General features: G+C 73.4%; 22 protein-coding genes. 11 read left to right on the forward strand and 11 right to left on the reverse strand.

The features are described from left to right. The first annotated feature begins 45 nt into the window (after nucleotides 1-45). Nucleotides 46-906, forward strand: coding sequence for an alpha/beta fold hydrolase (locus tag ACIHAD_RS35760; protein WP_397359138.1), 861 nt, complete (start codon nucleotides 46-48; stop codon nucleotides 904-906). Nucleotides 907-1,040: 134 nt separating this feature from the next. Here ACIHAD_RS35760 and ACIHAD_RS35765 read toward each other — a convergent pair whose 3' ends face one another. Genes ACIHAD_RS35765 through ACIHAD_RS35775 form a run of 3 tightly spaced genes read right to left on the reverse strand, consistent with a single transcriptional unit; the run spans nucleotide 1,041 to nucleotide 3,395 of the window. Continuing rightward, nucleotides 1,041-1,958: an aminoglycoside phosphotransferase family protein gene (locus ACIHAD_RS35765; protein ID WP_397359139.1), complete on the reverse strand. Its 918-nt coding sequence runs from the start codon at nucleotides 1,956-1,958 to the stop codon at nucleotides 1,041-1,043. A 35-nt stretch (nucleotides 1,959-1,993) separates the two neighbouring features. Continuing rightward, entirely contained in the window at nucleotides 1,994-2,872 is an 879-nt protein-coding gene (locus ACIHAD_RS35770) for a 1,4-dihydroxy-2-naphthoyl-CoA synthase (protein WP_397359140.1), read from the reverse strand. Nucleotides 2,873-2,882: 10 nt separating this feature from the next. Further along, on the reverse strand, nucleotides 2,883-3,395 hold the full coding sequence (locus ACIHAD_RS35775) for a PadR family transcriptional regulator (RefSeq protein WP_397359141.1): 513 nt from the start codon (nucleotides 3,393-3,395) through the stop codon (nucleotides 2,883-2,885). 76 nt (nucleotides 3,396-3,471) lie between these two features. Between ACIHAD_RS35775 and ACIHAD_RS35780 the strand changes: the two genes are divergently transcribed. Continuing rightward, on the forward strand, nucleotides 3,472-4,035 hold the full coding sequence (locus tag ACIHAD_RS35780) for a hypothetical protein (RefSeq protein WP_397359142.1): 564 nt from the start codon (nucleotides 3,472-3,474) through the stop codon (nucleotides 4,033-4,035). Here the strand turns inward: ACIHAD_RS35780 and ACIHAD_RS35785 are convergent. After that, nucleotides 4,028-4,360: a helix-turn-helix transcriptional regulator gene (locus ACIHAD_RS35785; protein WP_090938046.1), complete on the reverse strand. Its 333-nt coding sequence runs from the start codon at nucleotides 4,358-4,360 to the stop codon at nucleotides 4,028-4,030. The genes ACIHAD_RS35780 and ACIHAD_RS35785 overlap by 8 nt on opposite strands. Before the next feature lie 86 nt (nucleotides 4,361-4,446). Here ACIHAD_RS35785 and ACIHAD_RS35790 point away from each other — a divergent pair, with 86 nt between their 5' ends. After that, nucleotides 4,447-4,617, forward strand: a complete 171-nt coding sequence (locus ACIHAD_RS35790) for a DUF3073 domain-containing protein (RefSeq protein WP_397359143.1) — start codon at nucleotides 4,447-4,449, stop codon at nucleotides 4,615-4,617. Between the two features lie 148 nt (nucleotides 4,618-4,765). Here the strand turns inward: ACIHAD_RS35790 and ACIHAD_RS35795 are convergent, their stop codons facing one another. Then, nucleotides 4,766-5,593 carry an alpha/beta hydrolase gene (locus ACIHAD_RS35795; protein WP_397359144.1) on the reverse strand — a complete coding sequence of 276 codons (828 nt, stop codon included), beginning with the start codon at nucleotides 5,591-5,593 and terminating at the stop codon, nucleotides 4,766-4,768. Nucleotides 5,594-5,710: 117 nt separating this feature from the next. On the opposite strand from ACIHAD_RS35795, the gene ACIHAD_RS35800 reads away from it, so the two are divergent. Beyond that, nucleotides 5,711-6,277: an NADPH-dependent F420 reductase gene (locus ACIHAD_RS35800; protein WP_397359145.1), complete on the forward strand. Its 567-nt coding sequence runs from the start codon at nucleotides 5,711-5,713 to the stop codon at nucleotides 6,275-6,277. A gap of 6 nt (nucleotides 6,278-6,283) precedes the next feature. Here ACIHAD_RS35800 and ACIHAD_RS35805 read toward each other — a convergent pair whose 3' ends face one another. The 3 genes from ACIHAD_RS35805 to ACIHAD_RS35815 form a co-directional block, all read right to left on the reverse strand. Continuing rightward, complete coding sequence (locus tag ACIHAD_RS35805) at nucleotides 6,284-7,693, reverse strand: LCP family protein (protein ID WP_397359146.1); 1,410 nt, start codon at nucleotides 7,691-7,693, stop codon at nucleotides 6,284-6,286. A gap of 162 nt (nucleotides 7,694-7,855) precedes the next feature. Further along, nucleotides 7,856-8,515: a response regulator gene (locus ACIHAD_RS35810; protein ID WP_397359147.1), complete on the reverse strand. Its 660-nt coding sequence runs from the start codon at nucleotides 8,513-8,515 to the stop codon at nucleotides 7,856-7,858. Further along, nucleotides 8,512-9,648 carry a sensor histidine kinase gene (locus ACIHAD_RS35815; protein ID WP_397359148.1) on the reverse strand — a complete coding sequence of 379 codons (1,137 nt, stop codon included), beginning with the start codon at nucleotides 9,646-9,648 and terminating at the stop codon, nucleotides 8,512-8,514. The genes ACIHAD_RS35810 and ACIHAD_RS35815 overlap by 4 nt, the downstream gene beginning before the upstream one ends. Nucleotides 9,649-9,814: 166 nt before the next feature. On the opposite strand from ACIHAD_RS35815, the gene ACIHAD_RS35820 reads away from it, so the two are divergent. After that, nucleotides 9,815-10,906 carry a carboxymuconolactone decarboxylase family protein gene (locus ACIHAD_RS35820; protein WP_397359149.1) on the forward strand — a complete coding sequence of 364 codons (1,092 nt, stop codon included), beginning with the start codon at nucleotides 9,815-9,817 and terminating at the stop codon, nucleotides 10,904-10,906. A 67-nt stretch (nucleotides 10,907-10,973) separates the two neighbouring features. Here the strand turns inward: ACIHAD_RS35820 and ACIHAD_RS35825 are convergent, their stop codons facing one another. Continuing rightward, a complete protein-coding gene (locus ACIHAD_RS35825) occupies nucleotides 10,974-11,456 on the reverse strand; it encodes an MSMEG_6728 family protein (protein WP_397359150.1) in 483 nt (160 codons plus the stop codon). 86 nt (nucleotides 11,457-11,542) lie between these two features. Between ACIHAD_RS35825 and ACIHAD_RS35830 the strand changes: the two genes are divergently transcribed. Continuing rightward, on the forward strand, nucleotides 11,543-13,822 hold the full coding sequence (locus ACIHAD_RS35830; RefSeq protein ID WP_397359151.1) for a xanthine dehydrogenase family protein molybdopterin-binding subunit: 2,280 nt from the start codon (nucleotides 11,543-11,545) through the stop codon (nucleotides 13,820-13,822). A gap of 43 nt (nucleotides 13,823-13,865) precedes the next feature. After that, nucleotides 13,866-14,567, forward strand: a complete 702-nt coding sequence (locus ACIHAD_RS35835; protein ID WP_397359152.1) for a DUF2267 domain-containing protein — start codon at nucleotides 13,866-13,868, stop codon at nucleotides 14,565-14,567. 56 nt (nucleotides 14,568-14,623) lie between these two features. Here the strand turns inward: ACIHAD_RS35835 and ACIHAD_RS35840 are convergent, their stop codons facing one another. Next, nucleotides 14,624-14,821, reverse strand: a complete 198-nt coding sequence (locus tag ACIHAD_RS35840) for a hypothetical protein (protein WP_397359153.1) — start codon at nucleotides 14,819-14,821, stop codon at nucleotides 14,624-14,626. Nucleotides 14,822-15,016: 195 nt separating this feature from the next. Between ACIHAD_RS35840 and ACIHAD_RS35845 the strand changes: the two genes are divergently transcribed. After that, nucleotides 15,017-15,484: an ATP-binding protein gene (locus tag ACIHAD_RS35845; RefSeq protein WP_397359154.1), complete on the forward strand. Its 468-nt coding sequence runs from the start codon at nucleotides 15,017-15,019 to the stop codon at nucleotides 15,482-15,484. Between the two features lie 54 nt (nucleotides 15,485-15,538). On the opposite strand, the gene ACIHAD_RS35850 is transcribed toward ACIHAD_RS35845, so the two are convergent. After that, nucleotides 15,539-16,918 carry an MFS transporter gene (locus ACIHAD_RS35850; RefSeq protein ID WP_397359155.1) on the reverse strand — a complete coding sequence of 460 codons (1,380 nt, stop codon included), beginning with the start codon at nucleotides 16,916-16,918 and terminating at the stop codon, nucleotides 15,539-15,541. 85 nt (nucleotides 16,919-17,003) lie between these two features. Here ACIHAD_RS35850 and ACIHAD_RS35855 point away from each other — a divergent pair, with 85 nt between their 5' ends. From ACIHAD_RS35855 to ACIHAD_RS35865, 3 genes are all read left to right on the forward strand, one after another. Further along, nucleotides 17,004-17,990 (forward strand): Lrp/AsnC family transcriptional regulator, encoded by a 987-nt coding sequence (locus ACIHAD_RS35855; protein WP_397359156.1) that lies wholly within the window; start codon nucleotides 17,004-17,006, stop codon nucleotides 17,988-17,990. Between the two features lie 60 nt (nucleotides 17,991-18,050). Continuing rightward, the gene (locus ACIHAD_RS35860) at nucleotides 18,051-19,025 is read left to right on the forward strand and encodes a zinc-binding dehydrogenase (protein WP_397359157.1); all 975 of its coding nucleotides are present in this window, start codon (nucleotides 18,051-18,053) and stop codon (nucleotides 19,023-19,025) included. Between the two features lie 152 nt (nucleotides 19,026-19,177). Further along, nucleotides 19,178-21,409, forward strand: a complete 2,232-nt coding sequence (locus ACIHAD_RS35865) for a polysaccharide lyase 8 family protein (protein WP_397359158.1) — start codon at nucleotides 19,178-19,180, stop codon at nucleotides 21,407-21,409.

The following is a 21,409-nucleotide window of genomic DNA, read 5'->3' on the forward strand; positions in this document are numbered from 1 at the left end:
ACTTAACCGGCAAAACGGATTTAGTCGGTTAAGTGGAGGATTGACATGACTGTTCGGTACCGCACCGCTGTGGTGGACGGCCTCGACGTGTTCTACCGGGAGGCCGGCGACCCGTCGGCGCCCACGCTGGTGCTGCTGCACGGGTTCCCGACCTCGTCGGTGGCCTACCAGGAGCTGATCGCCGACCTGGCGGACGAGTTCCATCTGATCGCGCCCGACTACCCCGGCTTCGGCCACAGCTCGGCCCCCGCGGCCGAGGAGTGGGAGTACAGCTTCGACCACCTGGCCGACGTGGTGGACCGCCTGCTGGACACCCTGGGCGTCACCAGGTACGCGCTCTACGTCCACGACTACGGCGCCCCGGTCGGCTTCCGCCTCGCCACACGGCACCCCGAACGCGTCACCGGCATCGTCACCCAGAACGGCAACGCGTACGAGGAGGGCCTGACGCCGTTCTGGGAGCCGCTGCGCAAGGCGTGGGCCGACCCCTCGCCGGAGAACACCTCCGCGCTGCTCGGCCTGCTCACGCCCGAGGCCACCCACTGGCAGTACACGCACGGGGTCGGCGACGCCGCCCTGGTCAACCCGGACAAGGCGGCCCTCGACCAGGCCCGGCTCGACCGGCCCGGCAACCACGCCGTCCAGCTCGCCCTCTTCCTGGACTACGGCCGCAACCCGGGCCTCTACCCGCAGTGGCAGGAGTACCTGCGCACGCACCAGCCGCCGGTGCTGGCCGTGTGGGGGCGGCACGACGAGATCTTCGGCCCCGACGGCGCGCTCGCCTTCGCCCGCGACGCCGAACGGGCCGAGATCCAGCTCCTGGACGCGGGCCACTTCGCCCTGGAGACCCGCGGCCGGCAGATCGCCGCCCTGGTCCGCGACTTCCTCCGCCGCCTCTCCGACTGACGGGAGCCTCCGAGCCACCGACCCGGTGTACCTGCTCGACCCGGTCCTGGTGGTGGTCGCCGGAGGCGTGGCGCTCGGAGGGGCGCTGCCGGGCCACAAGTACCCGCCTGCTGGCGGTGACCGTGGACCACGCGTCACTGCCGGTGGCGCACGGCCTCCGCGATCACCAGGCCGATCTCGTTGAGCTCGCTCTCGCCGTCCTCGACGTCCCAGAGCGCGTTCTGCAGGACGCGGCCGAGGGTCCAGCCGGCCGCCCTGGCCGGGTCGAGGCCCAGCCCGTCCACCATGAGGTCGAACCGCCGCAGCACGCCCCGGATCGGGTCGCCGGTGGCGACGATGGCCTCCCACCGGTTGTCCAGGGCGGGCCACAGGTCGAAGCCGGGGTCGCCGGCCAGCGGCTTGGGGTCGATGGCCAGCCACGGCTCCCGCTCGGCGGCCAGCACGTTGTCGTAGTGCAGGTCCCAGTGCAGCAACCGGTCGCCGGGCTCGCCGACGAGCTCGGCGACCGCGTCGGCGCACCACCGCAGCCAGTGCCTGTCCCGCTCGCGGGGCAGCACGGCCATCGCCCGGTCGACGTCGGCCAGCATCTCCGCGGCGATGTCGCCCAACCGGCGCATGCCCGGCGGGGCGGGGAAGGCGGTCAACCGGCCCAGCAGCTCGGTCAGGATCTTCAGCGCCTCGGTGTCGTCCGGCACGGCCGACAGCGGGCGGTCGGCGTCGAGGCGTTCCAGCAGCAGGGTGCCGGTCTCGGGATCGTCGTCGAGCAGCAGCACCGACCCCTTCCCGGCCCACGTGCGCAGGCCGGGCGCCTCGGTGGCGTTCTCGTCGGTGACGGGCTGGAGCTTGAGCGCCGCCTTGGTGCCGTCCTCCCGTACGACGGGCAGCACGAGGGAGACCACGCCGTGCATGGGCCGCCCCTCGTCCAGCCGCAGCCCCCACTCCTCCAGGTAACGCTCGGCCAGCGCCGGCAGGCCGGCCGACCACGCCCGCCCCTGCTCGCCGTCGATCTTCACGTGTGACTCGGTCAACGCCTCGGGCACCTTGATCCTCATCGCCCCAGTCTGCCCATCACCGGGGGATTCCGTGGCTAGAAGTGCCAGGGGAAGGGCGACCAGTCGGGCGCCCGCTTCTCCAGGAAGGAGTCGCGCCCCTCGGCCGCCTCGTCCGTCATGTACGCCAGCCGCGTCGCCTCGCCCGCGAACACCTGCTGCCCCACGAGCCCGTCGTCGATCATGTTGAAGGCGAACTTCAGCATGCGCTGGGCGGTCGGCGACTTGCCGTTGACCTTGCGCGCCCACTCCAGCGCCGTGGCCTCCAGCTCCGCGTGCGGGACGACGGCGTTGACCATGCCCATGCGGTGGGCGTCGGCCGCGCTGTAGGTGTCGCCGAGGAAGAAGATCTCGCGGGCGAACTTCTGGCCGACCTGCCGCGCGAGGTAGGCCGAGCCGAAGCCGCCGTCGAAGCTGGCCACGTCGGCGTCGGTCTGCTTGAAGCGGGCGTGCTCGGCGCTGGCCAGTGTGAGATCGGCCACGACGTGGAGGCTGTGGCCGCCGCCCGCGGCCCAGCCGGGCACCACGCAGATCACGATCTTGGGCATGAAGCGGATCAGGCGCTGCACCTCCAGGATGTGCAGGCGGCCGGTGGCGGGGGTGCCGTCGGCGTACTGGTAGCCGTCTTTGCCCCTGATGCGCTGGTCGCCGCCGGAGCAGAAGGCCCACCCGCCGTCCTTGGGCGAGGGGCCGTTGCCGGTGAGCAGCACGCAGCCGACGTCGGTGGTCTGCCTGGCGTGGTCGAGCGCCCGGTAGAGCTCGTCGACCGTCTGCGGCCGGAAGGCGTTGCGCACTTCGGGCCGGTTGAACGCGACCCGCACCGTGCCCTGGTCGAGGGCCCGGTGGTAGGTGATGTCGGTGAAGTCGAAGCCCTCGACGACCTGCCACATCTTCGGATCGAACAGCTCGGAGACCATGGGGGCGAGCCTAACGGATCTGCCCCTCGGCCCACTCGGCCCACGCCTTCTGGACGGCGCCGAGACGCAGGCCGTACTCCAGGGCGAGCCGGCCGTAGACCGACAGGTTGTCCTGGCCGCTCTCGACGAAGCCCTTGATGGCCTCCATGTGCTCCAGGTGCTTGCCCACCACCTCGGCCTGGCGACGCAGGTACGCGCGAGCCTGCTCGGGATCGACCTGGCCGAGGAAGAACACGCGAAGCAGCATGTCGCTGCGCCCGACCCTGACCGGCTCGACCTCGGTGATCCAGCGGCGCAGCTCGGCCCGGCCCTCCTGGGTGATCGCGTACTCCTTGCGCCCCCGGGGGCCCTCGGCCGCCACGCTCACCAGACCGGCGTCGGCCAGCTTGCCGAGCTCGGCGTAGAGCTGGCTCTGCGTCGCGGGCCAGACGTTGGACAATGAGACGTCGAAGGTCTTCAGCAGGTCGTAGCCGCTGGCCGGCCCCTCGGCGAGCAGACCCAGCACGGCATGTCTCAAGCTCATATTCCTATATTGACATATCTCCACAGGAGGTTCTACCTTCGACATGTCTACTTAGGAATGTCAAAGGAGTTGCGCGATGCGTGGTCTGCTCGGTTTCCTCCCCTGGGTCGTCTATGCGGTCATCGCCACCGGCGACGAGTGGCGCTGGGGCGCCATCACCGGCCTCGTGATCGCCCTCGCCCTCGTGGCCATCGACCGCCGGTCCGGGCGGGCCTGGGACGAGATCGTGATCGAGACGAGCGCCGCCGTCTTCTTCGCCCTGCTCACGGTGCTCTCCCTGGTGGCTCCGCACTCGCCGCTCACGCCGTACGGGCCCGCGCTGGTCAACGTCTGGCTGGCCGGCACCGCCTGGGGTTCGATGGCCATCCGCAAGCCGTTCACGCTGGGCATCGCGCGCACGATGGCGCCGAAGGAGATCTGGGAGACCCCGGCGTTCCACCGCGTCAACGTGGTGATCACGACGGTGTGGGCGGTGGCGTTCACGCTCACCGCCGTCTCGCTGACGTTCGTGCTGGCCGCGGCCCCGCACGCCACCACGGTCGTCATCGCGATCAAGGTGCTCTCGTTCGTCGTCCCCGCCGTCTTCACCGCCCGGTACCCGAAGGTCGTCAGGCGCCGCGCCGAGGCCGCCGCTAAGTGACCTCCGCCCGCAGCTCGGCCAGAAGCTCCCCCTGGTCGGCCAGCATGTCGGTGAGGATGCGGCGAGCCGCTCCGAGCAGGTCGGCCAGCTCGGGAGTGGCCAGGGTGTAGACCACCGTGCTGCCTTCGCGGATCGCGCTCACGATCCCGGCCCTTCGCAGGACCGCCAGCTGTTGTGAGAGGCTCGACGCCTCGATGTCGATCTGGGCCAGCAGGTCCCTGACGGGCAGTGGACCTTCCTGGAGTAGCTCCAACACTCTGATGCGAGCGGGGTGGCCGAGCGTCCTGAAGAAGTCGGCCTTGGCCTGGTGGACCTCCACGTGCATATTGCAAGACTAATCGAGCGCAGTTGCATAATTCTTCAAGTCGTAACGTTGTTGGATAGCATGACAGCGGGGACTAGGGAGTAGCCATGGGCCGAGGAAGAGCCAAGGCGAAGCAGACGAAGGTCGCTCGCCAGCTGAAGTACACCAACCACAACATCGACTACGACCGGCTGCGCGAGGAGCTGGGCGCGGACACGCCGCGCGAGGAGATGTACCCGTCTACGGCGTCCGAGCAGGAGTCCGAGCGCGCGCAATGACGCGCGCCGGCTTCGCGGGGGCGTCCGCGACGTTCTTGGGCCGCCTGGCCTCCGGTGCCTGACCGGTCGCCGCGAGTTCCAGGCGGTGCTTCTGTGCCCGCCCGGTGGCGTGCCGCGGTGTGCGGCCACGCCGCCGTGGTGTGGAGGGTCAGCCCGTCACAGCTTCGAGCAGGCGGCGCGCGTCGGCGAGCAGGCGGCCGGTGGCCGCGTCCGACACCGGGTCGGCGTTCTGCTGGAAACCGTGCGCGAGGCCGGGTTCCCTGCGGCACGTGACCGGCACGCCCGCCTCGGCCAGCCGATGGGCGTATGCCTCGCCCTCGTCCCTGAGGGCGTCGTGCTCGGCGGTGACGATGAGCGTGGCGGGCATCCCGCGCAGGTCGGGCACGAGCAGCGGGCTCAGTCTCGGGTCGGCGCGCCGCGCCGGATCGGGCGCCCACTGCCGGACGGCCCAGGCGAGGAAGCTCTCGTCGAGGCCGTGGCCAGTGCCCTTCTCCCGCACGCTCGGCCGGGACAGCGTGAGGTCGGTGTTGGGACAGATCAGGATCTGGGCGGCGGGCGACGGGTCGTCCGCGTCCCGCAGCTCCAGGCAGGCCATCGTGGCGAGGTAACCGCCCGCGCTGTCCCCGGCCACCGCGACCGGACGGGCCACGCGCAGCACCTCCACGACGTCCTCGACCGCCGCCGGGTACGGGTGCTCCGGCGCCAGCCGGTAGTCCACGGCCATCACCTCGACCCCGCACCCATGAGCCAGCAGGCGGCAGATCCGGTCGTGCGTGTCCAGGTCGCAGAACACCCACGCGCCGCCGTGCACGTACACCACGAGCGGCCGCCGCTCCTCGGCCGGCCGGTAGTGCCGCAGCCGCAGCCCGCGCGGCCCGGCCAGGTCGGTCACGTGCGGCAGCTCGGGCCCCCGCGGACGCAGGTGCGCCCGCCCGGCGCTGCCCCTGCGCAGCTCATGGACGTCGGGATCGCTCATGGACGACGAGTGTAGGGATCACCCGACGGCAAAGGTCTCCCTGCTCCGGCGCAAAGACAGGCATGCCGGGAAGCCCGATGGGCAGGTGCCGGTCGGGCGCGACAAGGAGATCGAGACATGCGCGTAGGAATCGTGGGTTCTGGCAGGCTCGGCGCACCGCTCGGCCGGCTGCTCGCGGCGGCCGGTCACGACGTGCTCTTCAGCGACGCCCGGCTGACCCTGGCCGAGGAGGCCGCGGTCGCCGCCGAGGGGCAGGCGGGCGGCGGCTCGCCGATCGAGGCGGCGCGCTTCGGCGAGGTCGTCGTCATGGCGGTGTGGTGGGAGGCCTTCCCCACAGTGGTCGAGGAGGTGGGCGCGGTGCTGACCGGCAAGATCGTCATCGATCCCAGCAACCCGATCACCGAACGCGACGGCGCCGAGGCGGTGGTGGCCGTCCCGGACGGGCTCACCAGCCCGCAGTACCAGCAGCACGTGCTGGGCCGGGAGGTACGGCTGGTGCGCACGTTCAACACCAAATACCCCAACGAGCTGCTGGAGCTGGGCACGGCCGGGCAGCGCGGCGGCCGGCGGGCCGACATGCCCTACTGGGGCGACGACGACGCCGCCAAGAAGGTCGTGGTGCCGCTCATCGAGGACGCCGGGTTCACCGCCATCGACGGCGGCGGGCTGGCCGACGCCCTGTGAACGGGGTCAGGCCGCGCAGGTGTCGTGGGTGGCGTCGAAGCCCTTGATCGCCTCGGAGTCGTCGGCGCGCAGCGGCTTGAGCCCCTTCCAGTCGTCGCCGATCACCAGCACCAGGTGGTTGGTCCGGGCGCCCGGGACCAGCCTCGGCGTGGCGGCGAGGAGGTCGTTGGTGAGCGTGGGCACCCGCGTCTCGGCGTTGGGGCCGTAGAGCAGCGTGGTCTTCGGCTGGGGCTTCTTCGCCGAGTCGCCGATCTTGCTGATGTGGTAGCCGCGCTGTTCGAGGAAGGCGGCCACCTGCGTGCCGAGGCCGCCGCGATAGGTGCCGTTGCGCAGCTCGATCTGGATCTTCGTCCGTGCCACCTTGGCCTGTCCGCCCTTGACGCCCTGGACGCTCTGGTCCCTGGCTGCGATCTGGAACAGCCGGCCCGCCTGCGGCTGCACCCACTCGACCCGGCCCGGCTGGGTCAGCGAGTAGTGCCAGGGGGTGGTGATGAAGCGGATCTGCCCGGCGTCGAGGCCCTGGAGGCTGGTGGCGAGGTCCTTCATGACGGGGAGCGACAGGTCGTCGTCGACGGTCACCGACTTGGTGCCGGCGTCGAGGAAGCCGAACAGCTTGGACGGGTCGGTGAGCGTTTCGCCGCTCATCACCTTCTTGAGCATCGAGGCGATGAACATCTGCTGCCGCTGGATGCGCCCGATGTCGGAGCCGTCGCCGAGGCTGTAGCGGGCGCGCACGTAACCGAGCGCCTGCTCGCCGTTGAGCGTCTGCCGCCCGGCGGGCAGGTGGAGCAGGGCCTTCTTGTCGTTCACCGGCGAGGGCAGGCAGACCTCGACGCCGCCCACGGCGTTGACCATGCTCTTGAAGCCGGTGAAGTCGACCTTCACGAAGTGGTCGATGTGGATGCGGGTGAGGGTCTCGATCGTCTTCCAGGTGCAGGCGATGCCCCCGGAGTTGAACGACTCGTTGATCATGCCCAGGTGCGGCTGCTGGCCGGGCAGGCCGCCCGTGGCCCGGCAGGCGGGGAGCTGGACCAGCGAGTCGCGCGGGAAGCTGATCACCATGGCGTTGTCCCGCTTGGACGACACGTGCGCCAGCATGATCGTGTCGGTGCGCTCGCCCGCGATGTGGTGGCCGTACCTGGCGTTCTTGCCGTCGCGCTGGTCGGAGCCCACGATCAGGACGTTCATCGCCGAGGTGGCGACCTTGGGGGGCCGCCTCTCGCCCAGGTCCTCCTTGGTGACCGTCGAGCGCTTGAGGTTGCCGCTGAGTTTGGCGGTGACGCCGACGGCCACGCCGGCGATCAGGAGGACCACGGCGACCGCGATCACGATCGCCCAGCGCAGCCAGCGACTGCGGCGCCGCCTGGGGGCGCCGGGGTCGCTGGAGGGCGGAGCGTCGACAAGCCCGCTGCTCACGTGACTCCAGAGGGACGGGGGCCGAGGGGCCACCGCCCCGGGCCAAGAGCCTCGTCGTACAAGTCTCGGCCGTTGAACGTGCCCGAGTGTACTCAGTCCGGGACGGGTATGCGGAGGGACCGCGTTCCTCGAAGGTCAAGCCCCGCCCGGCCGGCCTCCGGGCTACCGCTCGCGCGGGGTGACCAGGCCGGACTCGTAGGCGAAGACCACGAGCTGGGCGCGGTCGCGGGCGTGGAGCTTGGTCATCGCCCGGCTCACGTGCGTCTTGGCGGTGGTCGGGCTGATCACCATCTGGGCGGCGATCTCGTCGTTGGACATGCCGCGGGCGACCAGGGCGGTCACCTCGCGTTCGCGGTTGGTGAGCACGTCCAGGCCCTGGGGTTCGGGTTCGGGGCGGCGGGCGACGTACTCGCCGATCAGGCGGCGGGTGATGGCGGGGGAGAGCAGGGCGTCGCCGCGGGCGGCCACCCTGACGCCCTGGAGCAGGTCCGCGGGCTCGGTGTCCTTGACCAGGAAGCCGCTCGCGCCGGCGCGCAGGGCGTGGAAGACGTACTCGTCCAGGCCGTAGTTCGTCAGGATCACCACGTGGACCTCGGACAGGCGTCCGTCCGCGGCGATCCGCCTGGTGGCCTCGATGCCGTCCATGACGGGCATCTGCACGTCGACGAGCGCCACGTCGGGACGGTGTTCCAGAGCCAGGGCGACGGCCTGCTCCCCGTTGGCGGCCTCGGCGACGACCTCGATGTCGTCCTCGGCCTCCAGCAGGGCTCGGAAGCCGCCGCGGATGAGGGCCTGGTCGTCCACCAGCAGCACGCGGATCATCGGGCCTCCCGCAGCGGCAGCTCGGCTCGTACGGTGAACCCGCCCTCGGGACGCGGCCCGGTGCGCAGCCGCCCGCCGAGCGCCGTGACCCGCTCGCGCATGCCCAGCAGGCCCACGCCCGGGTCGCGGGGGCCGCCGTTCGCGCGGCCGTCGTCGTCCACCTGCACGATCAGCTCCTCCTCGCCGTAGTCGACGCGTACCGCGGCGGTGGCGGGCCCGGCGTGCTTGGAGACGTTGGTCAGCGCCTCCTGGACGATCCTGTAGGCCGCCCGGTCGACCTCGGCGGGCAGGTCGCGGCGGTCGCCGGTGACCGTCACCGTGGCCGGGACGCCGGTCGAGCGGGCCCGTTCGACCAGGTGGGGGAGCCGGTCGAGGCTGCTGGCCGGGGGCTCGCCGTCGGGCTCGCGCAGCACCTCCAGGGTGGCGCGCAGCTCGCGCATGGCCTCGCCGCTGGCCTCCTGGATGGCCAGCAGCGCCGCCGGCACCTCCTCGCCGCGCTTGCGCGCGAGGTGCACGGCCACGCCCGCCTGCACCTTGATGACCGAGATGGTGTGGGTGAGCGAGTCGTGCAGCTCCCTGGCGATGCGCAGCCGCTCCTCGCCCGCGCGGCGCAGCGCCGCCTCCTCGCGGGTCCGCTCGGCCTCGGCGGCCCGCCGCTCGACCTGCACCAGGTACGCCTGCCGGTGCCGGGTCACGGTCGCGGTCACCCCGGCCGCCAGGAACCAGCCGAGCAGCAGCGTCGTCTTCTGCACGATCTCCTGCGCCGGCTGCCCGGCGGGGGCGGCCAGGTTGACCGCCAGGGTGCCGCCCAGGAACACCGCGCCCGCCACCGCCGCGAGCGCCCGGTGCCCGGCCCTGACCGTGGCGAACACCGTCACCATGACGGGGAAGGCGGCCGGTGGGCCGGGCTGCGCGTGCGCGGAGTAGACCAGCATGCACAGCGTGGTGACCAGCAGCGCCGGGACCGGCGCCCGCCGCCAGGCGACGAGCGTGAGCGCCCCGGCGAGCACGGCGGCGTAGTCCACCGGCCCCGCGCCCGGCGTGGTCACCGCGGTCGCCGTCAGCAGCACGGCCACCACCGCCGCGAGCGCCACGTCCATGGCGGCGGGACGCCATCGGTGCTGCAAGCTCATGCCCAGCACAGTAGAGCCTGATGTGTCGATGTTCGTCCTCATCCGGGCGGAAATGAGCACTACTCCCGCCGTCGTACGCCGTCCGCCCCTGCGCCCTGTGCCGTAGCCGCGGGAGTCATCCTGGGCGGGACGACTCCGCCCCTTCCCCAGGCCCACCATGGCGGGCATGAACACGACGCCGATGGCCGGAGGCCAGTTCCGCTACGTCACGCCCGTCCGGCCCCAGGACGCCACGGGCCGGGTGGCCCAGGTGTACGCGCGCCTCGCCGACGACTTCGGCATGGCCCGCATGGCCGTCTTCCTGACGCTGTCGCCCGCCCCCGCCGTGCTGGCCGGGACCTGGGCGCTGTTGCGGGAGTCGCTGCTGGCCGGGCCGGGGTCCAGGACCGGCAGGGAGGTGGTGGCGCTGGGGGTGTCGCTGGCCAACCGGTGCCCGTTCTGCGTGGCCGCGCACACGACGCTGCTGCACGCCACCGGCGACCACAGGCTGGCCGAGACGATCGCGGCCGGGGGCGTGCCGGCGGATCCGGGGCACGCCGCGCTGCTGCGGTGGGCCAAGGACCGGCGCGCGCCCGCGCCCTTCCCCGCCGACCAGGCGCCCGCGTACGTCGGGACCGCGCTGACCTTCCACTTCGTCAACCGGATCGCCTCGGCCCTGCTCACCGAGAACCTGCTGCCGGGCAACCTGCAGAAGTCGCGCCTGGTGCGCAGCGTGGGCGGCCGGGCGATGTCCCGCGCGGTACGCCGGGAGCTGCCGCCCGGCGCGGGCCTGGACGTCCTGGACGGCCTGCCCGCGTCGGCCGAGCCCGCCTGGGCGGCCGGCACGCCGGTCGGCGCCGCGTACGCCACCCTCATGGCCGTCGCGGAGGCGGGCGGGGAGCTGCTGGGCGAGGCGGCGCGGACGGCCGTCACCGAGGCGGTCGCGGCCTGGGACGGCGAGCACCCGCCGATGGGCGGCGACCGGCTGTCGGGCCCGCTGACCGGCGTGCCCGCAGGGGAACGGCCGAGAGCCAGGCTCGCCCTGCTCACCGCCCTGGCGCCCTACCGGATCACCGACCCGGACGTCGCCGCCTGGCGCACGACCGCGCCGACGAACGGGGGCACGGACGGGGGCACGGACGGGGGCACAGAAGGGGACGGGGGCACGGACGGCGATCTGGTGCGGCTCGTCGCCTTCGGCGCCGCCATGGCGACACGCCACCTGGAAGCCCGCCTCACGGGGGCACACGCCGAGCGGGGCGGGGCCGCGCTCGCGTGAGGCCGCGCTCGCGTGAGGCCGGCTCGGGCCAGGTCGGGTCAGATCGTGTCAGGTCGGGTCAGGTCGGTCAGGGTGGGAGGCAGGCGGGTGGGCGGCCTGAGGTGGGCCAGACGTAGTCGAGGTCGTCCGGGTCGTCGCCGAAGAGCGGGCGGTAGTGGGCGGGGTCCTTGCGCAGGAGGGCGGAGCGGTGGCTGAGATGGAAGGCGTCGTCGCCGAGCCAGGGCGGCAGCTCGCCGGCCGCCGCCAGCTCGTGCTGCGTGCGGATGACGGGGGTGCCGCAGGCGCGACCCAGCTCGACGGACATCGTGGCCGCGCAGGTGTCGGCCCGTCCGGTCGAGCACCAGCGTTCGCACACGTCGAGCCCGTAGCGGACCAGGGCCTCCTCGTAGCCGGCCCACATCTTGACGGCGGGGTGGTGGCGCCAGCCGTAACCGGGGACGATCAGGGCGCGCAACACCTGGAGGGCCTCCACCCGCTGCTTCCCCAGCCGCAGGGCATCCAGAACCCCCGCACTTGCCGTGAAATCCGGATATGGAAGAAAAGTCTGCATCTATACCCTCGCTGACCTGGTGTTTCCCGCCTGCCGTCCCGCGCGATCGTATAGACCGGACGTCTCGCGGCGCGCACAATCGGCCCATGGGCTATGTCGGCGCGCGGACGCCTCGCAGGGAAGACGCCAGACTGCTGACCGGAAGGGGAAGGTACGTCGGCAACGTACGCCTGCCGGGCATGGCGTACGCGGTGGTGGTGCGCAGCCCCGTCGCCCACGGACGGCTCCTGGGCTGCGACGCCAAGGCGGCCTGGACGGTCGAGGGCGTGCTCGACGTCATCACCCCCGCCGACGCGCCCGGGGTCATCCTGCCCTGCGTCACCCTCGCCCCCGGCCAGCGGCTCGTCTCCTACCGGGCGCTCGACGACACGATCAGGTACGCCGGCCAGCCGATCGCCGTCGTCGTGGCCGAGACCCCCGCCGCCGCGCGCGACGCCGCGGACCTGCTGGACCTGGAGCTCGACCAGCTGCCCGCGGTCGTCGGCGCGGAACGCGCCCTGGAGGCGGACGCGCCGCTGCTCCACCCCGACTGGGGCACGAACCTGGTCACCGACTTCCCACTCGGCGACGCCGACTGCGCGGAGTTCGTCGAGTCCGCCGAGCACGTCGTCGAGATGACCTTCAGGATGGGCCGGATCTCGCCGTACCCCCTGGAGCCGCGCGGCGTCGTGGCCTCCTACGCCGACGACGAGCTGACCGTGCACATCGCCTCCCAGGCCCCGCACCACGTCCGCGAGCACCTGGCCGACGCGTTCGGGCTCACCCACGATCGGGTACGCGTGATCAGCCGGGACACCGGCGGCGGGTTCGGCGGCAAGGAGCACGTCTACCCCGACGAGGCGCTCGTCTGCCTGGCCGCGATGCGCGTGGGCCGTCCGGTGAGCTGGACCGAGTCGCCCGGCGACCGGCTGTCGGCGACGCTGCCCGCGCGGGCCGCCGTCCACCGGGCCAGGCTGGCGCTCGACGGCGACGGCCGGTTCGTCGCCCTGCACGCCGACATCCTCGGCGACCTCGGCGCCCATCCCTCGAACGTCGGCATCTCGCCCTTCGCGGTCTCCGCCACGCTGCTGCCGGGGCCGTACCGGTTCGAGCGGGTCGGCGTACGTGTGCGCGGGGTGGTCACCAACACCACCCCGACCGGCTCCTACCGCGGTTTCGGGCAGCCCGAGTGCACCTGGACCAGGGAGCGCCTGATCGACGAGGCGGCCCGGCGGCTCGGCCTCGACCCGGTCGAGCTGCGGCTGCGCAACATGCTGGAGCCGGACGAGCTGCCGTGCACGAGCCGGGTGTACCAGACGTACGACTCCGGCGACTACCCACGGGCCCTGCGCACCCTGCGCGACCTGGTCACCCCCGTGACCGGCGTGGACGACGGGCGCCTGCGCGGCGTCGGCTTCTCCTGCCACGTCGAGACCACCGGCCTGGGCCCGTCGATGGAGATGAAGGCGACGGGCATCCAGGCGGGCGGCTACGAGACGGCGGTGCTGCGGATGGAGCCGGACGCGTCGGTGGTGGTGTCGTCCGGGGTGGTCTCGATCGGGCAGGGCATCGAGACCGCGCTCGCCCAGCTCGCGGCCGACCGGGTGGGGGTGCCGATCGAGCGGGTCCGGGTGGTGCTGGGGGACACGGCGGCGACGCCGTACTCGTCGATCGGGTCGATCGCCAGCCGCTCGCTCGCGGTCGGCGGCGGGGCGCTCGTCCAGGCCGCCGCCCGGCTGCGCGGCAAGCTGCTGGCCATCGCCGCCCACCGGCTGGAGGCGGCGCCCGGTGACCTGGAGATCGCCGAGGAGTCCGTACGCGTGAAGGGCGACCCGCGGGCGTCGATGTCGCTGCGGGAGCTGGCCACGTCCGCCTGGCGGGCCTGGGACCTGCCGGAAGGCGTCACGCCGGGCCTGGAGGAGCGGGTCAGCTACGACCCGGCCGCCTACACCTTCGCCTACGGCGCGCACGCCGCCGCCGTCGCGGTGGACCCCGAGACCGGCGCGGTCGAGGTGGAGCGCTACTGGGTGGTCAACGACGCCGGGACGCTGGTCAACCCGTCCCTGGTCGAGGGCCAGATCCGCGGCGGGGTCGCGCAGAGCATCGGCATGGCGCTGACCGAGGAGATCGTCCACACCGAGGAGGGGCAGCCGCTCGCCGAGTACCTGCTGCCGACCACCCGCGAGGTGCCCGACATCGAGGTCGTGCTGCTGGAGACCTCCTCGCCGCTCACCCCGGGGGGCATGAAGGGGGTGGGCGAGGCGGGCACGATCGGCCCGCCCGCCGCCATCGGCAACGCGGTCGCCGCCGCCATGCCCGAGCTGGCCGGACGCGTCACCGACGTACCCCTCACCCCGCAGGTCGTGTGGAGGTGTCGATACCCCTGACCTGGGCACGAGGAGCCTGAAGGTTCGGATCGGGGGACGAATCATGGAATATCGCGCACTCTTGGCCTCCATCGGCCGCATGACGGGCCTGGGGGCGGGCCCGGCCAGAGCGGCGGCGGAGGCCACACTGACCACGCTGGCCCGTACGCTCGACGACGACGACCGGCGCGAGCTCATCGAGGCCCTGCCGCCCGAGCTGACCGACGACTTCCCCATGGACCATCCGCGCAACGACGGCACCGAGGAGGGCTTCGTCCGCCAGGCCGCGCTGCTCGGCCGCCGTCCGCCCGAGCAGGCCAGGCTCAGGGCCCAGGCCGTGCTGGCCGCCGTCGCCGAGCAGGACCCGGAGCTGATCGCCCGGCTGCACATCCCGGAGCAGGTACGCCCCTTGTTCGACCCGCCGGACAGCGGCGGGGGCATCACCGGCCCCAAGGGGCACACCGCCATGCTCACCGACGCCGAGATCGCCTCGGCGCTGGCCACCCTCCCCATGTGGAGCGGCGACCGCTCGGCGCTGCGCCGCGAGATCTCCCTGCCGCGGGAGAACCTGCGGGCCGTCCGCCGCGCGCTCGACCGGCTCAAGGCCACCTACGGCCGTCAGCCCCAGCTCCAGGACACCACCGACGGCCTGGCCATCGTGGTCAGGACCGTCTCCGTGGGCGCGGTGACGGCCCTCGACGTGGAGCTGGCCAGGCGGGTGGACGACCTCATCGAGGAGGTGGGCGCCGGCATCGGCCGCCCGTAGCCGGGCATCGGCCACCCGTGGCCTGTATCGTCCGCCCGTAGCCGGCGTCGGCGGCTTCAGCCGCGGGCGCCGCCGGTCGCCTCGCCGGTGAGGTCCTCCAGGTCCTTGCCCGCCTGTGACAGGGCCTGTTCCAGGGCCGCCTGCCCGGCCGGCTTGTGCTCCGACGGCGTCCTCCCTGCCTTGGCCGGGCGCCTGGCCGCGTCGAGGCGGGGCTTGGTGTCGGTCTTGGGGCTGCTCTCGTCAGGACTGCTCATGGCCCTGTCCGTACCCGCTGACCTGGGAAGACATGTCGGGGCGCGAAGAAAGTCAGAATTTCTCGGAAAACGTTCGACCCGTACGGCCCTTCCGTGCGTACACGTTTGGACAGCCGCATGTCCGACAACTCGGAGGCAGGTCTCGTGTTGAGTGAAACGAGCATTCGTCGCCGCCCTTCCCAGGATGGAGAGGCCATGTCCAGGCTGCGGTCGGCCCGGCGGAGCCGGATGCAGTACGTATGGCCGTTGCGCGCGGACGCCCGGACCGTCGGCCACGCGCGGTCGATCATCCGTGACGAGCTGTCCGGGCTCGACCTGCACGACGACGTCGTGGACGACGCCGTCCTCATGGTGAGCGAACTGGTCACCAACGCGTTCATGTACGGGGACGGCCCGTACGAGCTGCTCCTGCACGTGGACGCCAAGGAGATCATGTGCGTCGTCGTGGACGCCGGCCCGCCCCTGCCCGCCCCCTCGGTCCCCGACCCGGCCGCCGAGCACGGACGGGGGCTGCGCATCGTCGCCCGGCTCTCCGACGGCTTCTACGGCTGCCATCCCCAGCGATACCTGACCCACCCCGACCTGGTCGGCAAGGCCACCTGGTTCGCGCTGCCACGCCGCGGCGGGCCCGGCAACGTCGTGCCGATCAGGGCGGGCACGTAGAGGGTTGGGTCGGCGGGGCGGCCGAGGTCGAGCAGGTGGCCGCGGCTGCCCCGCTCACGCTGACCGCGGGGTCCTGACGGCGGCCAGCACCAGCAGGCCCGCCAGCAGCCCGGTGACCGCGGCGGCCAGGTAGACGGCGTTCAGCGCCGCGGGGAACGAGCCCGGCCCGGCCATGCCGTCCTGGAACAGGATGCCGAACCCGGCGACGCCGAGGGCGTACCCGAGCTGTCTGGCGGTGTTGACCGCGCCCGCCGCCATGCCGGCCCGGTGCGGTGGGACGTGCGCCATGGCGGCCGAGCTGAGGGCGGGGATGGCCAGCCCGACGCCGATCCCGGTCACCACCAGGCCGGGCGCCAGCGCCGTCCACGTGGAGTGCCCGTCGAGCATGCCCTGGAGGAGTGCGCCCGCGGCGATCAGCAGCAGCCCGCCGCCGACGGCGACGCGCGACGTCAGCCGGGGGAGCAGGCGGGCGGCGGCGACCGAGACGACCAGCGAGGTGCCGGCCATCGGCGTCAGCGCGAGCCCGGCCTGAACCGGCCCGAGCCCGAGCCCGCCGGCCTCCTGCAACCACAGCGAGGTGAAGGCCAGGCAGGCGAACGCGGCCGGCATGAGCAGCGCCGCCCCCGCCATGATCCCGCTGAACGCCGGGTTCGCGAACAGCCGCAGGTCCACCATGGGATGCGCGCCACGCGACTCCACCAGCAGGAACGCGGCGAACGCGACCGCCGCGACGGCGAGCGGCACCAGCGTCCGCGCCGACGTCCAGCCGTTCGGCCCGGCCTCGATCAGCCCGTACGTGAGCGCGCCCGCCGCCAGGGTGAACGTGCCCATCCCGGCCCGGTCCAGCCGGCTGCCGCCCGGCAGGCGGGACTCGCCGACCGTGCGCCAGGTCATCCAGGCGGCGGCCAGGCTGATGGGCAGGTTCACCAGGAAGATGGCCCGCCAGTTCAGGTGCTCGGTGAGCAGCCCGCCGAGCACGGGCGCGAGCGCCGCGGCGGCCCCGTTGACGCCGCCCCACACGCCGAACGCGATGCCGCGCTCCCGGCCGTGGTAGGTGGCGCTGATCACGGCGAGCGTCGTGGCCATCATGGCGGCGCCGCCCGCCCCCTGGAGCACGCGGGCGGCCAGCAGGAAGCCGCCGGTGGGCGCCAGGCCGCAGGCCAGGGAGGCGAGGGCGAACACGCAGAGGGCGATCAGGTACACCTTGCGCCGCCCGGCGTGGTCGGCGACCGAGCCGGCGGCCAGCAGCAGGGCGGCCAGGGCCAGGGCGTAGCCGTCCAGGAGCCATTGGGTGCCGGTGAAGGACATCCTCAGGTCGGAGGTGATCTCGGGCAGGGCCACCATGACGATGGTCACGTCCACCAGGAGCATGAAGGCGCCCAGACAGGCGGCGGCGAGCGGCCGCCAGCTCGTACGGGTCAGTGTTGTGGTCATGGCCGCAAGGGTCGGGCTCCGGCGGGGGATACCCCTAGCTGAAGAGGAAGTTCTGCAGGATTTCCGCGCCTTGTAGCTTGTGGTGGTGGAAAACGTCACGCTCGACGAGGTCGACCGCGGGCTGCTGCACGCGTTGCAGGTGGACGGGCGGGCCTCGTTCAGCCGGATCGCCGAGGTGCTGGGGGTGTCCGACCAGCGGGTGGCCCGCCGGTACCGTCGGCTGCGCGCCAGCGGCATGGTCCGGGTCGTGGGCGTGGTGGACCGGCAGCGGCTCGGCCACCAGTCGTGGTCGATCCGGTTGCGCTGCACGCCCGACGCCGGGGCCTCGATCGCCGAGGCGCTCGGACGGCGTCCCGACACGTTCTGGGTGCACCTGCTGTCGGGCGGCACCGAGATCTCCTGCGGCGCCATCCAGCGCGCCGACCGCGACCGCGACCGCGAGCCGCTGCTGCTGACCAAGCTGGCCAGGACCAACCGGGTGCTCGCGGTGTCGGCGCACCGGACCCTGCACATGTTCGTCGGCGGCCGGATCGGCTGGGCCGGGCTCGCCGCGCTCTCCGCCGACCAGGTCGCCCACCTGCTGGCCGGCCGCGTGTACGGCCCCCGCGACACCGGCGAGAACGTGACGCTCGGCCCCGGCGACGACGCGCTGCTGGCCGAGCTGTCGCGCGACGGCCGTACGGGCCACGCCGACCTGGCGTCGGCGACCGGCTGGTCGGAGTCCACGGTCCGGCGGCGGATGGAGCAGCTCTGCGCGTCCGGCGCCCTGTTCTTCGACATGGACGTGCTGCCCGGCCTGCTGGACTGCCGGGTCGAGGCCCAGCTGTGGATGTCGGTGCCGCCCGCCGACCTCGACGCGACCGGCCGGGCGCTGGCCGACCATCCTGAGGTCGCCTTCGCCGGGGCGACCACGGGCCCGACCAACCTCGCGGCCAACGTGGTGTGCCGCGACGACGCCGCCTTCTACCGCTACCTCACCGACAGGCTGGGCGCGCTCCCCGCCATCAGGCACATCGAGACCGCGCCGATCATCAGGACCATCAAGCGGGCGGGCGCCGGCCTGACGGGTTGACCTCAAGTCGTCTTGAGGTAGCAGTCTGGGCGCGGAAGTCGTTCCGGATGAGGAGTGGTCATGAGAGTTGTGCGGGTGACGAGGTTCGGCGGGCCCGAGGTGCTGGAGACGCAGACCGTCCCGGACCCGGTGGCCGGGCCCGGCGAGGTCCTGGTGCGGGTCGGCTTCGCCGAGATCAATTTCATCGAGACGCAGCTCAGGCGGGGGTTCACGCCAGGGCCGCCGCTGCCCGAGACCCCGTACGTGCCGGGTGGCGGCGTCGGCGGGCTCGTGCTCTCCGTGGGCGAGGACGTCGATCCCGGGCTGGTGGGGCGGCGGGTGGTGACCCGTACGCCGGGCTTCGGCGGCGGGAACGCCGAACTGGTCGTGGCCAGGGTCGCCGACCTGGTCGAGGTGCCGGACGAGCTCGGGCTGGCCGACGCGACGGCGCTGCTCGTCGACGGCAACACGGCCGTGGGCCTGTTCGCCAACGCCGGGATCAAGCCCGGCGAATGGGTGCTCGTCGAGGCCGCCGCCGGAGGGCTCGGCAGCCTGCTCGTGCAGCTCGCGCGGGAGGCCGGCGCGCGGGTCATCGGGGCGGCCGGCGGCGCGGCCAAGCTCGAGGTGGTCGCCGGGCTCGGCGCCGAGGTCACCGTCGACTACTCGCGCCCCGGCTGGACCGACGAGGTCCTCGCCGCGACCGGCGGGCGCGGGGCCGACGTGGTCTTCGACGGCGTGGGCGGCGACCTCGGCCGCCAGGCGTTCGAGGTGACCGCGCGCGGCGGGCGGTTCTCCGTGCACGGCGCGTCCAGCGGGAGCACCACGACCGTCGATCCGGGGGAGGCCGCCCGCCGGGGTGTCACCGTGATCGGCCTGGCACAACTGGCGGCCCTGGGCGGGGACGGCAACGAGCGGACCGAGCGGGCGCTCGCCGAGGCCGCGGCCGGGCGGCTCAAGGCGGTCGTGGGGCGCACGTTCCCGCTGGAGCGGGCGGCCGAGGCGCACGCGGCGATCGAGGCCCGCGCGGTGAACGGCAAGACGCTGCTGGAGGTCTGACCGCCGGCGGCCTGATCCGCGCGGGCGCCGCCGGCCGGGGGGCGGGGGGCGGCGGTTCGGAGGCGCGGTGCGGGTCGGCGGTTCGGGGCGGCGGTTCGGGGGCGGCGGTTCGGGGGCGCGGGCCGGGGTGCGGGGCGGGTCATAATCGAGGCGTGCAGCGGCCGTCCAGGCGACATTTCCTCCAGGCGGGCGCGGTCGCCGTGGGCGGTGTGGCGGGGGCGCTGGCCCGGGCCGAGCCCGCCCACACGCCGGACGACTCCTTCGTCACGCTGCGCCGCCAGTGGCGGGAGGTGACGACGGGGTCGGGGTTCGACGCGGGCGCGGAGCCGTACCGGACGCGGCTGGCCGAGGCGGGGCGGCGGGCGGCCCGTCACCGCGCGGCCATGGCGTACACCGGCACGTCGCTCTGGCCGGACCAGCCGTTCCCGTCGTTCGCCGCGACGCCGCGGCGGCTGCTGGACATGGCCCGCGCGTACGCGCTGCCCGGGACCGGGCTGACCGGCGACGCGGGCCTGGCCGCCGCCGTCGCCGCCGGGATCGACCACTACCGCCGCCACGTGTACGCCGACGGCGCCGACCCGGTGGGCAACTGGTGGCACTGGGAGATCGGCGTGCCGAAGGCGCTGCTCGACGCCGCCGTGCTGGTCGGGCCACACCTGGGCGAGCGGCGGAGCGCCGCGCTGCGGGACGCCGTCGACCACTTCGTGCCCGAGAGCCGCCTGGGGGACTACGGCGGCACCAGCACCGCCGCCAACCGGGTGGACCTGTGCGTGGTGATGTTGCTGCGCGCCATGCTCAGGGCCGATCCCGGCAAGGCGGCGCTGGCGGTCTCGGCGCTCGCCCCGGTGTTCCGTACGGTCTCCGAGGGCGACGGCTTCTACCGGGACGGGTCGTTCGTCCAGCACTCGACCGTGCCCTACCAGGGGGCCTACGGGGTGACGCTGCTCGCCGGGCTGGCGACGCTGTTCGCGGTGCTGCGCGGCACGCCGTGGGAGGTCGTGGACCCCACCGTGTTCGCCATGGTGGAGCGGTCGTTCGCGCCGTTCGTCCGCGACGGGTTCTGCATGGACCTGGTGCGCGGCCGAGGGGTCGGCAGGAAGCCGTTCGGCGACCACGACAGGGGACGCGAGCTGGCCGCCGCGATCCTGCTGCTCGGCGAGGTGGCTCCGGCCGCCGACCGGGCCCGCTGGCAGGCGATGGTCAAGGGCTGGGCGGTACGCGAGACGTGCCGTCCCATGCCGGCGGAGGCCGATCCGGCCTTCCACGCCCGCCTGGCCGCCGTCCTGGGCGACGACGCCGTGCCCGCCGCGCCGGAGCCCGTCGGTCACCGGCTGTTCCCGATGAGCGCGCGGGCCGTGCACCGCCGTCCGGGCTGGTGCGCGGCGCTCAGCATGGCCTCGTCCACGATCGGCCACTACGAGCACGGCAACGGCGAGAACCTGCGGGGCTGGCACACCGGCTCGGGCATGCTCTACTGGTGGGCCGACGGCCACGCCGACCAGTACTCCGACTCGTTCTGGACCACCGTCGACCCCTACCGGCTGCCCGGCACGACGGTCTCGACCCGGCGGCTGCCCGACGGCGCGGGCCCGGCCTGGGGCGACACCTGCCCGCCCGGCCGCTGGGTCGGCGGCGCCACGGACGGCGCGTACGCCGTCATCGGCCAGCACCTCAACGGCCTCGACAGCACGATGGAGGCGTTCAAGTCGTGGTTCTTCCTCGACGACGCGGTGGTCTGCCTCGGCGCGGGGATCAGCGGCGCGGACGGCGTGCCGGTCGAGACGATCGTGGACAACCGCAGGACCGCCGCCCCGCTGACCGTGGATCTCCGGGCGGGCTGGGCGCACCTCGACGGCCACGGCGGCTACGTGGTCCCGGACGGCCTGCGCACCCTCCGGGAGCGGCGCGGTAACCGCGACTACGTCACGCTCTGGCTCGACCACGGCGTCGACCCCGACCAGGCGGACTACGTCTACCTTCTCCTGCCGGGCGCGAGCCGCGAACGCACGATGGCCAGGGCCGCCGATCCCGGGTGGGCCCGTGTGCTCGCCAACACGGCTCGGCAGCAGGCCGTCCGGGTGGACGCGCTGGGCGTCACCGCCGCCGCCTTCTGGAACGACGGCGCCGCCGGCCCGCTGTCCGCCTCCGGGCCCTGCGCCGTCCTGGTCAGGGAGCACGCCGGGGGCACGGCCACGGTCACCGTGGCGGATCCCCGGCGCGACCTGCACGGGCTGACCGTGACCTGGGAGCGGCCGGTCGCCGGTGTGCTGCGCGGCGACCCGCCGCCGGCGGCCGCGACGACGGGCGACCGGCTGACGCTCACCTTCGGGCCGACGGCCGGCCTGGAGGGCGCTTCCGTCACGGTGATCGTGCGGCTCGCGTGA

The sequence above is a fragment of the Nonomuraea sp. NPDC052265 genome, from assembly GCF_044547985.1.
Lineage (GTDB): Bacteria > Actinomycetota > Actinomycetes > Streptosporangiales > Streptosporangiaceae > Nonomuraea.